Here is a 13,838-nt window from a genome sequence, read left to right as displayed (position 1 = left end):
ATGTTCCCCCACGTCCGCAAGCTGAAATCAAATCGACGTGAGAAGCAGTGTAGCACGTTGCCGGCACGGAAGGAAAATCCCCCCTGCCCGCCAGGTATTCGCCCGGCTGGCCGGCCTCAGGCACCGCTCAGAGGCCAAGCTGGGCCCCGCGCGGCTCGCTGTCGTCGCCCTCACCGGACTCCACCACAGGAGCCTTCGGGGCCTTGCGCTGTTGCTCCAGACGGTTCAGGTACTCCGGCGTCACATCGCCCGTAATGTACTTTCCGTCGAAGCACGACGCATCGAAGTCGGTCAGTGCCGGATTGATGTCGCGCACCGCAGCCTTCATGTCTTCGACGTCCTGATAGATCAGTTCGTCGGCGCCGATGATGCGCGCCACTTCTTCGTCGCTGCGATCATGGGCGACCAGTTCGCTGCGCGTGGGCATATCGATGCCGTACACGTTCGGGAACTTCACCGGCGGCGCGGCCGATGCGAAGATCACCTTGCGCGCGCCAGCGTCGCGTGCCATCTGCACGATTTCCTGGCTGGTGGTGCCGCGCACGATCGAGTCGTCCACGATCAGCACGTTCTTGTCCTTGAACTCGACGCGCATGGCGTTGAGCTTCTGACGCACCGACTTCTTGCGCATCGCCTGACCGGGCATGATGAAGGTGCGACCGACGTAACGGTTCTTGAAGAAGCCTTCGCGATAATTCAGTCCCAGTCGCTTGGCGACCTGCATGGCCGCCGGGCGGCTCGAATCCGGAATCGGCATCACGACGTCGATGTCCTGATAGTCGATCTCGCGGCGGATCTTCTCGGCGAGGTAGTCGCCCATGCGCAGACGCGCGTCGTAGACCGCCACGCCGTCGAGCACCGAATCCGGACGCGCCAGATACACGAGTTCGAAAATGCAGGGGTGCATCGACACCGACTCCGAGCACTGCTGCGAGACCAGTTCGCCGTCGTTGCTGATAAAGATCGCCTCACCCGGCTTGACGTCGCGCTCGAACGCGAAGCCCATGCCTTCCAGCGCCACCGACTCCGACGCCACCATCCACTCCGTGCCGTTCGGGCCATCGAAGCGGCCGATGCACAGCGGACGGATACCGTTCGGATCGCGGAACGCGAGCAGACCGAAGCCGGAGATGATCGAGACAATGGCATACGAACCGCGCAGGCGGCCATGCACCTTGCCCACCGCTTCGAACAGCGACGCGACGCTCAATCCGTCGCGCGCGCTTTGCTGCAACTCGTGCGCCAGCACGTTGAGCAGCACTTCCGAGTCAGAGGTGGTGTTGATGTGGCGGCGATCGACGCGGAACATCTCGTCCTTGAGCTGTTCCCAGTTCGTCAGGTTGCCGTTGTGCGCGAGCACGATGCCGTAAGGCGCATTCACGTAGAACGGCTGGGCTTGCGCCGCGCTCGACGTACCGGCCGTCGGGTAACGCACCTGACCGATACCGACCGTGCCCGGCAAATCGCGCATGTTGCGCGTGCGGAACACGTCGCGCACCATGCCGTTGCCCTTGTGCATGTAGAACGACTGGCCGTCCGTCGTAGCGATACCGGCAGCGTCCTGGCCACGGTGCTGCAGCAGCAACAGGCTATCGTAGATAAACTGGTTGACAGGGGATTTGGAGACTACACCGACGATGCCACACATGGCATGAATCCTTCAAAAAACATCGAAATCTGCGTCAAACGGACAGTATTATCCGTCATTCGGAAACCTTGTGCAGGCCGGTAGACGGCGCGGCCGATCCGCCGCTGCGCATGCCCCACCCCTGCGACTGAACGTCGGCGCCTTGCGCGCCGCCCAGGCCATCGCCCGCCAAACCACTGCCAGCGCCGCTACCCCCCAGGGTGCTGCCGCCGCCCATCAGGTTCGACACGCCGGACATCGCACCGCTACTCTGCCCCCCCCGGCGCCCCGGATTCCCGTTGCCGCCTTGCCCGCCGGCATCCGGCGTAGCCCGATAGGGTTCCAGTTGTGGCAAGGGAATCGGCGTTCCCAGCGGATTGCCACTGGGCATCGCCGCCTCGGGCTTGTGCAGGTAATGCTGCACCGGCTCGGGCAGGTAAGGCATCAAACGTTCCAGCCCGGCCTCTACCCACGGGCGCACCAGCGAGTGCTGCCAGACCGGCTGTTGCGGCAATGCCGTTAACTTGGCGGCGACCATCAGCAACATCAAGAGCAGAACACCACGAACAATACCGAACAACATGCCTAAACCGCGATCGGCGGGGCGCAAGCCGATCATGTCGGTCATGCGGCCCACGAGCGCGCTGACGATACCCGCGCCGAACACCACGGCGATCAGCACCAGCAGGAAACCGAGTGCGCCCTGCGTCATCTCACCACCGGGCAGGTCGGCCGGCAGCCAGTGGGCCACCGTAGGGCCGAACGCCCGCGCCACGAAGAACGCGACCACCCAACCCACCAGATTGAACAGCTCGCGCACAAGTCCGCGCAACATGCCCAACAGCATCGAGCCGACGAGAATGGCGATCGCCGCGTAATCCACTACGGTCAACAGACCGGTATGCACCGTGTCGCCCAACTCAGCCCGCCTCGGCGACCTGCGCCGTCAGTCCGGCGTCACGAATCTTCTTGCCGGCGGCTTCGGCACTGTTGCGATCAGGGAACGGCCCCGCGCGCAGCAGATACAGTTCGCGGCCGTCCACCGTGCTCTTCACCATGTAGCTCGGTACATTCACGAGCTTCAGCTTGACGAGCCACGCCTGTGCGCGATCCTGCGTCGAGAACGCGCCGATGCGCACCAGATACTTGCCCCCCGACGCCGCCGATTTCTGCGCGTTGTCACGGTTGTCGGCCGGTTTGGCGGGCTTGGCTGCCGTATTGTTCTGCGCGAATTGCGCGATCGGGTCGGCCGCGTTGTTATCCGGCTGCGACTTGGCTTGCGCCTTGGCGGTGTCGTGCGAGTCCGGTTTCGTAGCCGGTTTCGTCTCGGCGTGCTGCTCAGGCTTCTTGACCTCGGGCTTGTGCTCGGGCTTCGCTTGCGCGACCTGCGGTTCCGGCACGGCGCTCGGCGCGGGGGCCGGGGCCACGGCGGCGGCGGGAGGTACTGCCGTGGGCGCAGGCGCGGGCGCCGGCGTGGGCGCGGGCTTGGCAGCGTTCGCCCCCGCCAGCGTGCTGCTGTCGAGCGCCTCTTCCCCCTTGTCGAGCGAAGCCTCGGACGGCAACGTCGCAGGCGCCGGCGGCTTCACGCGCACGGGCGGCGAATTGGCGTCTTTCCCGGGAATCTGGATGGCGATGTCGTCGGCGGCCGGTTTCGGTTCGGGCGCGAGCACCATCGGCAAGATGATGACGGCGGCGAGCACCAGCGCCAACGCGCCGACCAGACGGCGGCGCGCGCGTTGCTTTTCGGGCAGCAGCGGGTCGAGTTGCTCGTGCTCGCTGTACTCGCCCCCTCCCGCGGTACGGGTGCCGGTTCGGCCGCTCCTGCGGCTACCGCGCTTCGGGGGAACGGCTTCGGCGTCTTTCTTGCGGAAGGAAAACAATCCCATAGGGCCTTGGCTCAGGTCGTAACTCGCGTCGTTGGACTGATCATCGCGCATGTGGTGCGTCACGCGCATGACATTTCTCGTAAGAAAATGTCACGGCAAACGCACCTTCACACCTCAGTGGCGCTGCAATTTGCGGTGCGACATCACACCCGCCACCGTAAAGAACGATCCAAAAACCACAATTCTATCATTCTCCCCGCACTGCTCGAGCGCGGCGGCATAGGCTTTCTCGGGGGATTCGAAGGTTTCCACCGAATGATCGGCATCTTCCACGAAACCCACGGCCCGCAACTTCGCTTCAAGCAACGCCGGGCTGGCAGCGCGTTCGGTCGGCAGCGCACACAAACGCCAGTGATCGACCTTGTCGACGAGGTGGCGCAACACGCCCTCGATGTCCTTGTCGGCCATCGCACCGAACACCGCGTACGTGTACGGGAAGAACCCCATGCCGTCGAGATTGTGACCCAGCGCGGCCGCAGCATGCGGATTGTGCGCAACGTCGAGCACCACCGCCGGACGCCCCGGCAGCACCTGGAATCGCCCCGGCAGCTCGACCGAAGCGAGCCCCAGACGAATGTCCTGCGCCGAGACCGGCAACCGGTCGCGCATCGACTCCAGCGCTGCAAGCGCCGCCGAGGCGTTGAGCAACTGATTCGCGCCGCGCAGGGCCGGATACGCCAGCGCCGGCCGACGCATCTGACGCCCGCCGTAGCTCCATTGCTGCTTGTCGCCCTGATAGTTGAAGTCGCGGCCGAAGCACCACAGGTCGGCGCCAATGCGCTCTGCCTCGGCCAGCAGCGTGGCCGGCGGCATGGGATCGCCGCAGATCGCCGGCTTGCCCTCACGGAAGATGCCGGCCTTCTCGACGGCAATCGCCTCACGCGTGTTACCCAGATATTGCGCGTGATCGATGTCGATGCTCGTGATCACGGCGCAGTCGGCATCGACAATATTCACCGCATCGAGTCGCCCGCCCAGACCGACTTCGAGAATCACGGCGTCGAGGCCGGCCGTGGCGAACAGGTGCATGATCGCGAGCGTGGTGAACTCGAAGTACGTGAGCGAGACCGGTTCGTCGAAGCTCGTCCGCGCGGCTTCCACCGCTTCGAAGTGCGGCAGCAGCGTGGCGTCGTCGACGACCTCGCCATTCAGGCGTGCGCGTTCATTGAACGTGAGCAGATGCGGAGACGTATGGCAGCCCACGCGGTAACCCGCCGCGAGCAGAATGGCTTCGATGATCGCGCAGGTCGAGCCCTTGCCGTTGGTGCCGCCGACCGTGAAGACGGGGCACGGGAATTGCAGCCCGAGAGCCTCTTTCACGCGACCAATGCGCGTGAGGCCCATGTCAATGCCCACGGGGTGAGCGGTTTCGAGATGGGCAAGCCAGGCGTCGAGAGTGGAGTATGTCGGCATGAATGTGCGGGCAGAAAAACAAAAACGCGGACGTCACTCACGTCCGCGCTTCTTATCCTGCTAAGTGATGCGTTCAGGCGCCGTTTGCGCGGCACTGCGTGGCGTTGCGTAATTCTACGCCGTTGCACCGCCCTTTGGGGCACGGCAACGGCACGCATCGCCATCGCCTGAGTGATGATTCCTCCTCGCTCAGGCGACTGCGTCGGCCGGCTGGCACTGCATCAGTGCGATCAGGCGCGCAATTTCTTCACGCATCTTGCGGCGGTCGACAATCATGTCGATCGCCCCCTTCTGCAGCAGGAACTCCGAACGCTGGAAGCCTTCCGGCAGCTTCTCCCGCACGGTCTGCTCGATCACGCGCGGGCCGGCAAAACCGATCAGCGCCTTCGGCTCGGCCATCACCACGTCGCCCAGGAAGGCGAAGCTGGCGGACACCCCGCCCATGGTCGGATCGGTCAGCACGGAGATGAACGGCAGCTTGGCGTTGGACAGCTTGGTCAGTATGGCCGTGGTCTTGGCCATCTGCATGAGCGAGAGCAGGCTTTCCTGCATGCGCGCGCCGCCCGAAGCGGTCACGCAGATGAACGGCACGCCCTGCTCCAGCGCATTTTGCGCGCCGCGCACGAAGCGCTCGCCGACCACCGACCCCATCGAGCCGGCCATGAACGAGAACTCGAAGCAGGCGACCACGACCGGCAGTGTGTGGATGGCGCCGCCCATGACGACCATGGCATCGGTCTCGCCGGTGTCGTCCATCGCTTCCTTGATGCGATCCGGATACTTGCGACTGTCCTTGAACTTCAGCGCATCGACCGGCACGATCTCCTGACCGAGTTCGTAACGGCCTTCCGGATCGAGCAGCGCGTCGAGTCGCGCACGCGCGCCGATGCGCATGTGATGGTCACACTTGGGGCAAACATGCAGATTCGCTTCCACATCGTTGCGATACAGCACCGCTTCGCACGACGGGCACTTGATCCACAGCCCTTCCGGGATGCTCTTGTTGCGCTGCGTCGGATCGGTTTGCTTGATCTTCGGGGGCAGCAGCTTATCGAGCCAGCTCATAGTTTCTCCTTGGCAAACGCCCGCACCATCTGGCGCGGGCGTTTCGGGCGACCGCGTGACACGGCCGTTTCAATTCAGCGTTCCATCGAACGGGCGGAGCCATTCCAGCACAACTTCACCGCAAATTTACGCGGGAATTTACGCCGATTTGGCGCCCTCGTCGAGCGCCTGGCGAATGCCGCCGATGAATTCAGCCAGCGATTTTACCGCGTTCTGGCCCTCGAGATCACGTGGCGTGTTTTCCAGTCGCTGGACGATGGCGCTGCCAATGACCACGGCATCCGCCACACCGGCCACGGCACGGGCCGTCGCGGCGTCGCGAATGCCGAAGCCCACGCCCACCGGCAAGGCGGCGACCGCCTTGATCTGGGGGATTTTGGCGGCAACGCTGTCCATATCGAGACTCGCAGCGCCCGTCACCCCTTTGAGGGAAACGTAATACAGATAGCCGCTCGCCTGACGCGCCACGGCAGCGATACGCGCATCGGTCGACGTCGGCGCGAGCAGGAAAATCGGATCGATGCCACGGGCACGCACGGCGCCCGCATAAGCTTCAGCCTCCTCGGGCGGGTAGTCGACGACCAGCACGCCGTCCACACCGGCCTTTGCGGCACGTTCCGCGAAGGCGTCGAGCCCCATGGCCTCGATCGGATTGGCGTAGCCCATGAGCACGACCGGCGTGCGGTCGTTCGTCTGACGGAACACGGCCACATAGCCGAGCACCTCGGCCAGGCTTACGCCACGGGCGAGCGCGCGCTCCGATGCGCGCTGAATCACCGGGCCGTCGGCCATCGGATCGGAGAACGGCACACCGAGTTCGATGACGTCGGCGCCGTTATCCGCCAGCGCATGCATCAGCTTGACCGTCCAGCCCGGCTCGGGATCGCCGGCGGTGATGAACGGAATGAGGCCCTTCTTACCCTGCGCTTGCAAGGCTTGGAACGTCGCTTGAATGCGGGACATGATCGGAAAGTCTCTGAAGTCTTTGATTGGCGAGCGCATGGTAATGCGCGTTCAGCTCGTAGCCGACGAAACGCCGGCCGTGCAACGCGCAAGCCACGGCAGTCGTGCCGCTGCCCATGAACGGGTCGAGCACGAGACCGCCGGGCGGGCAACTGGCCAGCACCATGCGCTCGATGATATGCAACGGTTTTTGCGTCGGATGATCGACGCGTTCGGGGTCTTGCCGGTGCAATCGCGAGATCGACCACAGATCCTTGGGGTTGTATCCCAGCTCCAGCCACTTGCTGCCCTCGAAGATGCGGCGCGAGCGCGCCTTCTTCGTTGCGGCGTCATACGGCACGCGCACGGCATCGAGGTCGAAGTAGTAATCCTTCGAGACCGCGAAAAAGCCGATATTGTCGTGGACCGACGAGAACCGGCGGGTGCTGCCGCCCATACTGGGCACGCGGCGATCCCAGATGATCTCGTTGATCATCAGCATGCGCTGCTTCAGAAACACGAACAGCTCGGGAGCGTACTGCCACGTACAGAACAGGTACAACGAGCCGCGCGGCGCAAGCTTCGGAATCGCCGCTTCGAGCCAGCCATACGTCCAGCCGAGGAAATCCTCGCCGGAGCGCTTGTCGGAGTCGTTGCCGTAATCCTTGCCGAGCCCGTAAGGCGGGTCGGCAAGGATCAGGTCGACACTGCCGTCGTCCAGTTCGTGCAGGTGTTGCAGGAAGTCGGCATGACGCAACGTGATGTCGCCCGGCGCCCAATGCGCGCGCAACTCCCCGGCCGCTTCCATGGCCTCGAGACGCGCGGCGGCGGCTTCGGTGGCGTCCACGGGGCGTTCGGCCCCGAGGAAGTCATTTTGTGCCTTGCGATCAGTCAGATCGGTCATGCGGTTCTGGTGTCCTCAATGGATCTGGGAGCAGGGATCTAGGGATCGGTGGAGCGTCTCGCGGTGCCGCTTATGCGCCCGCAGGCGCAGGCTTGGCCAGCGCCATCACGGTGTGCATGTCCTTGTCGCCGCGCCCCGAGAGATTGACCAGCACGATCTGATCGCTCGGCAGCGTCGGCGCCAGCTTGCACGCATAAGCGAGCGCATGGCTCGACTCCAGTGCCGGAATGATGCCCTCGATGCGGCAGCAGTCATGGAATGCACGAAGCGCTTCGGTGTCGGTAATGCCCACGTACTCGGCGCGCTTGATGTCATGCAGCCAGGCGTGCTCCGGGCCGACCCCCGGGTAGTCCAGCCCCGCCGAGATCGAATGCGTCTCGGTGATCTGCCCGTGGGCGTCCTGCAACAAATAGGTGCGGTTACCGTGAAGCACGCCGGGCGTGCCACCGATGATGGATGCCGCATGACGGCCAGTCTCGATGCCTTCGCCTGCCGCTTCCACGCCCACGAGCTTCACGCCCGGCACGTCGATGTACGGATAGAAGATACCCATGGCGTTCGAGCCGCCGCCCACGCACGCAAGCACGTAGTCCGGCTGACGGCCGGCCAGTTCGGGCATCTGCACCTTGCACTCTTCGCCGATCACGCTCTGGAAATCGCGCACGAGCATCGGATACGGATGCGGTCCGGCCACCGTGCCGATGATGTAGAACGTGCTCTCGACGTTCGTCACCCAGTCGCGCATGGCTTCGTTCAGCGCGTCCTTGAGGGTTTTCGAACCCGATTCCACCGGCACCACGGTCGCACCGAGCAACTGCATGCGGTAGACGTTGGCGGCCTGACGCTTGACGTCTTCAGCCCCCATGTAGACCACGCATTCCATGCCGAAGCGTGCGGCGATGGTTGCCGTGGCCACACCGTGCTGACCGGCACCGGTCTCGGCGATCACGCGGCGCTTGCCCATGCGACGCGCCAGCAACGCCTGCCCGATCACGTTGTTCACTTTGTGCGCACCCGTGTGGTTCAGGTCTTCGCGCTTCAGATACACCTGTGCGCCGCCCAGCTCGCTGCTCCAGCGCTTGGCGTGATAGATCGGCGACGGACGGCCGACGTAGTGCTTCAGTTCGTAATGGAATTCTTCGAGGAAGGCCGGATCTTGCTGATACCTGGCATAGGCTTCGCGCAGCTCGTCGAGCGCGTGAATCAGCGTTTCCGCCACAAAAACACCGCCGTACGGGCCGAAGTGGCCGTGGGCGTCAGGTAAATCGTACATGGTCGTTACTCTTCGCGTTACCGGTGAGCGGCCCTGGCGGGCGCCCCGGCGGGTTGCTTATTCGGCGTCGGCGGCACGCACTGCCTGCACGAACGCCGTCATGCGGGCGTGATCCTTCACGCCCCGCGACGCCTCCACACCGCTCGACACGTCGACGGCGTATGGCGTCACCCGGCCGATGGCTTCAGCAACGTTGTGTGCGTTCAAGCCACCACTCAAAACGGCCCGACGCGCGATGTCTTTTGGAATAAGTGACCAATCGAAAACCTTTCCTCCACCGCCGTAGCCCTCAACCAGAGCATCGAGCAAGATGCCTTGTGCGGCGGTGTATGCGTTGGCGAATTGTAGCAAATCGCCACTGTCTTTCGTCTCAGGGCCGATACGCATAGCGCGCATGTACGGACGGTTGCCCGCTGCCGCCGACAGTGCCGCGCATTCCCCGGGCGTTTCATCGCCGTGGAACTGCAACGTGGTGAGGGGCACAGCCTCGACGGCCCGGGCAATCTCGCTGGCCGTTGCGTTGACGAACAGACCGACAAGGCTCACATAAGGCGGCACCCGGCGCGCCAGTTCCGCCGCGCGCGCCAGATCGACATAGCGCGGGCTCGGCGGGTAGAAAACGAGGCCGATGGCGTCAACGCCCAGCGCCACGGCATGGTCGATATCTGCCGGTTGCGACAGGCCGCAAATCTTGATTCGGGTACGGGATTTCATGAGCTTGCCCACGGCATCGGGAACGGCCACGCGGCCCAGTTGGGCTCCGGCACGGCGAAACGCTCAGGATACCCCACGCGGGCCAGATACAGGCCGTCCGGCATGAACGTCGGCGCCGCCTGACGGCGATCGAGACTCGCGAGCACCTGCGTCATCCAGCTTGCAGGCTGACGCGCCCGGCCAATCGCGACCAGACAGCCCATGATGTTGCGCACCATGTGATGCAGGAACGCACTCGCGCGGAATCGGAACACGAAGAAGTGCCCCTGCTGCTCGATGTCGATGGCGTACAGGTGTTTCACTGGCGTCTTGGCCTGACATTCGGACGAACGGAACGCCGAGAAGTCGTGTTCGCCGACCAGCGCCTGGCTCGCGGCACGCATGGCGTCGAGATCGAGTGGCGTATGCAGCCAGCCGCAGCGGCCGTCGAGCAAGGGCGAGCGCACGGGGTGCACGTAGAGCACGTAAAAATAGGTGCGCTCGAAGGCCGCAAATCGCGCATGGAAGTCGTCGGGCATCGCTTGCGCCCATTGCACGGCGACCGTCTTCGGCAGGAAGGCATTGACGCCCCGCACCCACGAGAACATCGCGCGATCCAGTTCGGTGTCGAAATGCACCACCTGACCGATGCCATGCACGCCGGTATCGGTGCGCCCGGCGACCGTGGTGGGCAGCGCTACGCCGCCGAACTCCCGCAGGGCGGCTTCGAGCGTCTGCTGCACGGTGTTGCCATGCGGCTGCGATTGCCAGCCGGAGAACGCCGTGCCGTCGTAATGGATGCCCAGTGCGATTCGCATATGAAAAAGAAAAACGGGCGCCCAACCTGCGAGCGCCCCAAACTACGGTCAATCAGTGGTGTGATCGGCGGCGTGCCGCGGCGTCACTTGCCAAGCTCGGCCAGCCGGGTTCGGGCGACGGATTGCTGCGCTGCGTCCCCTCCGGCGATCACCTCTTCAAGCAGCTCGCGCGCGCCATCGTCGTCGCCGATGGTCTGGTACGCCGCGGCCAGTTCGAGTTTCGTATGGAACTCGTCGGGCGTGTCCGGCGCGGCCGGTGCCGCAGCATGCGTCGGCGTCGGCGCAACGATTTGCGGCGCTTGCGGTGCCGCAGGTTCGGCTGCGAACGGTGTTTGCGGTGGCGTCGAATCCAGCGTCTCGTGCTCGATCAATGCCTCGGCGCCGATATCTGCCGGCAACGTCGGGGCGCTGACGAACGCAGGTGCGGCCGGCGCGTCGTCGCCCTTCAGATCGAGGCTGAAGTCCGACAGATCGAACGACAGCGGCTTGAGCGACGGCGCTTCATGCGCGGCATCGGTATAGCTGCGCGGCGTCTCGGGGGCGCGGTGCGCCTGCTCCATCGCGGCATCGAAATCGGCGTCACTCAGTTCCGGATAGGCATCGTCGCCCTCGTCTTCCATGCTGGCGTGCTGCCGGGTCGAATCGTCCTTCGGCTCCATCATGAACTGCACCGAGCCCAGACCCTTGCTCAGGGACGGCAAGGCATCGCTCGAAATCGTACCCACATGCGCCGGCTGCCCCGGAATCGCCAGATCCAGATCGCCCAGCATACCTGCCACGCCGCCGTCAGGTGTCGCGTCGGCCATCGGCGCATGCGCGGATTCCGATGCAGTCGGCGTCGGCTCGTGTTCTGCCAGATGTGTCGCGGCCACGCCACCGATAGCCGCTGCCGTGCCCAGCGCTTCAAGCGACGACAACGTTGCCGCCGACGCGTCGGCGTGGGGCGCGGGCGCTTCAGGCACTTCCTGTGGTTCGTGCGCTTCGGCGGCACCACTGGACTCGCCAGCCTGCTCGGCGAACGCGGCATCCCAATCGATTTCCGATTCGCTGGCAGCTTCCGGCGCCGTTTCCGGCTCGTGGGCCATCGCCTCGCCAACGAGCGGCTCAGCAACCGCCTCAGGCACCTCGGGTGCGACCAGTGACTCGCTCTGTCCTTCAGCATGCACCGCATCGGCAGATGCGTCGTTCAACGTCGACGGCTCGACATCCCAGTCGTCCGGCGTACGGTCTTCAGCGATTACAGGCGCCGGCTGGGGCTCATCGACGGCGGCAACGTCATCCGCCGATGCCGACCATGTGTCGTCGGCCACCGGATGCAGATGCTCGTCGGCTTCCGCCTGATTCGCCGCGTACAGTGCGGCAGCACCGGCAGCACCCGCCGCAGCCACCGCACCGGCCGCAGCCGCCCCCGACGCCGGCTCGGCACCTTGCGGGCCGTCATGCGGCGCCGCCTGGTCTGCGCGAGCGTCATGCCCGTCGTCATAGGGCCCGGGCTGTCCCACCGGCGTCTCTGCGCGACGGCGGCGCATGAGCCACCACAGGCCGAGCAACACCACCAGCGCACCCGCGCCGGGAAGTACGTAAGGATTCTGCGTAACGGCGCGCCAATTCATGGCGGCATTCGGCGCCGGCTTCGACTCTGCCGCCGGGGCGCTGGCGGCAGACGCCGCTGCGACCTCGCTGGCCGGCACTGCTACGGCTGCGGTGGCCTCCGACGCCGTAGCACCCACCGCGGTGGCCTCCGACGCCGCATCGGTAGCCGCAGCCTCCGATGCGACAGCCGCCGCGGGCGAACTGGCTGCGGCCTTCGCGTCAGCCGCGCCCTGAGCGGGATTCGGCGTCGTAGCGGCAGCCCCGGCCGCCGCTTGCGCCGTGTTCTTGCTGTCGGCGGATTTCGCCGTCTTGTCCTGTGCAGTCGCCCCGGAAGCGGCGGCGGCCTGCTCCTCCAGATTGGCGACAGCCTGATTCTTCATCGCCAACAGCTTCTGGAGATCTGCTACGTTCTTCTGCAACTCATTCACCCTGCCCTGAGCCTCGGCCTGCGCCTTGCCCTGAGCGATTTGCTCTTCCTCGCTGCCGCCAGTACGACCGGCCGTGCCGCCCGCCCCACCCTTACCGGGCCGCGACAGCTTCAATTCATCGCGCGTGGCGGGTGCGGCAGCTTCCGGTGCCTTGCCCGCTTCGATCGCGCCTTGCGCACTGCGGCCACCGGCCGGTGCTGCCTGCTGCGCCGTCGATTCGGCCAGCCGCGCGCGATACGCTTCAAACTGCTCCCGTGCGGAAGACACGAACTTGCGTGCCTGCGCGGGAGGAATACTCTGCACCTGCGCATCGGTCGGGCGCGTCAACGTCGCGCCCTGACGCAGCCGGTTCGGGTCGTCCCCGATGAATGCCGAGCGGTTCGCCTCGAACAGCGCGCTCATCATCTGCGCCAGTGTCGTGCCCCCCTCACCGCCGGTGAATTCGCGGGCAATCGACGATAGCGAGTCCCCGCGGCCCACCTTGCGAGCGCCCTCCGCGTTTGCAGCCGATGCATTGGCCGACGCATTCCCCGACGGCTCGGAAGCCACAGGGGTAGACGAAGTCGCTGGGGTAGCGGACGCCGCAGGCGTACCGCCGCTCGACGCGGCTGCAGGCACGACGGCCTGGGGTTGCGCGGCGCTGGCTTCCGGAATGGCGGACAGCGTCACCGCGTTGGACTGCCGGCCGGTACGCCATTCGAGCACCAGCAACAAATCGAGGAATGACGTACTGACCGGCTCAGCCGAATCGACGTGAACGAGGTACGTGCCGCTGTAGCCCGGCTCGCGCCCGCCCGTCGGCGTGACCGACACGGAGAGCTTTTCGAGCGTGGGGTCGTAGCGCAGACCGGCTTGCCTGAAGGCATCGCGCGGAGCGAGCTTCACCGACAGTCCATCGGCTTCCGCCTGCGACACGTTGCCCAGCACGATCACGGCCCGCAACGGCTGGCCCGGCCCCGAGCGCACCTGCTGCGGGCCGAACTCTGCGGCACCGGCATTGAGGAGCCCGAGGCTCCACAACACGGCCGCCGCCGCGCTCAGGCGAAACGAGTTACGGGTCGAGTTTGCACGCTTGCCGATCGAGTATTTCCGCACTGTGTCTTTAAGGGCCTGTCAGTCGTTTGTCACTGGCCGCCCCGGCAAAATGGGGCGCCTCCCAAAGCGCGGACGGCGGCCTCGCGGGCCGCCGTTCTTCA

11 protein-coding genes are annotated in these 13,838 nt (G+C 65.2%); all 11 read right to left on the bottom strand.

Annotation, left to right across the window (positions count from 1 at the left end; all coding sequences use genetic code 11):
- Positions 1-127: 127 nt before the first annotated feature.
- The 11 genes from purF to AT395_RS10680 all read right to left on the bottom strand — a co-directional run bounded on the left by purF (position 128) and on the right by AT395_RS10680 (position 13,737).
- Positions 128-1,648 (bottom strand): amidophosphoribosyltransferase, encoded by a 1,521-nt coding sequence (purF, locus tag AT395_RS10730; protein ID WP_042115503.1) that lies wholly within the window; start codon positions 1,646-1,648, stop codon positions 128-130.
- A gap of 55 nt (positions 1,649-1,703) precedes the next feature.
- Complete coding sequence (locus AT395_RS10725; protein ID WP_224787387.1) at positions 1,704-2,534, bottom strand: CvpA family protein; 831 nt, start codon at positions 2,532-2,534, stop codon at positions 1,704-1,706.
- Between the two features lie 13 nt (positions 2,535-2,547).
- Entirely contained in the window at positions 2,548-3,582 is a 1,035-nt protein-coding gene (locus AT395_RS10720) for an SPOR domain-containing protein (RefSeq protein ID WP_058375186.1), read from the bottom strand.
- Positions 3,583-3,627: 45 nt separating this feature from the next.
- Entirely contained in the window at positions 3,628-4,926 is a 1,299-nt protein-coding gene (gene folC / locus AT395_RS10715; protein ID WP_048629233.1) for a bifunctional tetrahydrofolate synthase/dihydrofolate synthase, read from the bottom strand.
- Positions 4,927-5,115: 189 nt separating this feature from the next.
- A complete protein-coding gene (accD, locus tag AT395_RS10710; RefSeq protein WP_042115501.1) occupies positions 5,116-5,991 on the bottom strand; it encodes an acetyl-CoA carboxylase, carboxyltransferase subunit beta in 876 nt (291 codons plus the stop codon).
- 138 nt (positions 5,992-6,129) lie between these two features.
- On the bottom strand, positions 6,130-6,954 hold the full coding sequence (trpA, locus tag AT395_RS10705) for a tryptophan synthase subunit alpha (RefSeq protein ID WP_042115500.1): 825 nt from the start codon (positions 6,952-6,954) through the stop codon (positions 6,130-6,132).
- Positions 6,908-7,741, bottom strand: a complete 834-nt coding sequence (locus tag AT395_RS10700; protein ID WP_048629300.1) for a DNA-methyltransferase — start codon at positions 7,739-7,741, stop codon at positions 6,908-6,910. The genes trpA and AT395_RS10700 overlap by 47 nt, the downstream gene beginning before the upstream one ends.
- 166 nt (positions 7,742-7,907) lie before the next feature.
- Positions 7,908-9,110, bottom strand: coding sequence for a tryptophan synthase subunit beta (trpB, locus tag AT395_RS10695; protein WP_042115499.1), 1,203 nt, complete (start codon positions 9,108-9,110; stop codon positions 7,908-7,910).
- 57 nt (positions 9,111-9,167) lie between these two features.
- The gene (locus tag AT395_RS10690; RefSeq protein WP_042118211.1) at positions 9,168-9,824 is read right to left on the bottom strand and encodes a phosphoribosylanthranilate isomerase; all 657 of its coding nucleotides are present in this window, start codon (positions 9,822-9,824) and stop codon (positions 9,168-9,170) included.
- Positions 9,821-10,621 (bottom strand): tRNA pseudouridine(38-40) synthase TruA, encoded by an 801-nt coding sequence (gene truA, locus AT395_RS10685; protein ID WP_048629232.1) that lies wholly within the window; start codon positions 10,619-10,621, stop codon positions 9,821-9,823. The genes AT395_RS10690 and truA overlap by 4 nt, the downstream gene beginning before the upstream one ends.
- Positions 10,622-10,704: 83 nt before the next feature.
- Positions 10,705-13,737 (bottom strand): motility hub landmark protein FimV, encoded by a 3,033-nt coding sequence (locus AT395_RS10680; protein ID WP_048629231.1) that lies wholly within the window; start codon positions 13,735-13,737, stop codon positions 10,705-10,707.
- Between the last annotated feature and the right edge of the window lie 101 nt (positions 13,738-13,838).

This window comes from Pandoraea apista (assembly GCF_001465595.2).
Lineage (GTDB): Bacteria > Pseudomonadota > Gammaproteobacteria > Burkholderiales > Burkholderiaceae > Pandoraea > Pandoraea apista.
Note: the sequence above shows the minus strand (reverse complement) of the source record. Positions and strands in the feature narration are given on the sequence as shown.

What these genes read in the sequence shown, in the direction of transcription:
- purF (WP_042115503.1), bottom strand. Translation starts at nt 1,648, where the DNA reads ATGTGTGGCATCGTCGGTGTAGTCTCCAAATCCCCTGTCAACCAGTTT.
- accD (WP_042115501.1), bottom strand. Translation starts at nt 5,991, where the DNA reads ATGAGCTGGCTCGATAAGCTGCTGCCCCCGAAGATCAAGCAAACCGAT.
- folC (WP_048629233.1), bottom strand. Translation starts at nt 4,926, where the DNA reads ATGCCGACATACTCCACTCTCGACGCCTGGCTTGCCCATCTCGAAACC.
- truA (WP_048629232.1), bottom strand. Translation starts at nt 10,621, where the DNA reads ATGCGAATCGCACTGGGCATCCATTACGACGGCACGGCGTTCTCCGGC.
- AT395_RS10700 (WP_048629300.1), bottom strand. Translation starts at nt 7,741, where the DNA reads ATGGAAGCGGCCGGGGAGTTGCGCGCGCATTGGGCGCCGGGCGACATC.
- AT395_RS10690 (WP_042118211.1), bottom strand. Translation starts at nt 9,824, where the DNA reads ATGAAATCCCGTACCCGAATCAAGATTTGCGGCCTGTCGCAACCGGCA.
- trpA (WP_042115500.1), bottom strand. Translation starts at nt 6,954, where the DNA reads ATGTCCCGCATTCAAGCGACGTTCCAAGCCTTGCAAGCGCAGGGTAAG.
- trpB (WP_042115499.1), bottom strand. Translation starts at nt 9,110, where the DNA reads ATGTACGATTTACCTGACGCCCACGGCCACTTCGGCCCGTACGGCGGT.
- AT395_RS10720 (WP_058375186.1), bottom strand. Translation starts at nt 3,582, where the DNA reads ATGCGCGTGACGCACCACATGCGCGATGATCAGTCCAACGACGCGAGT.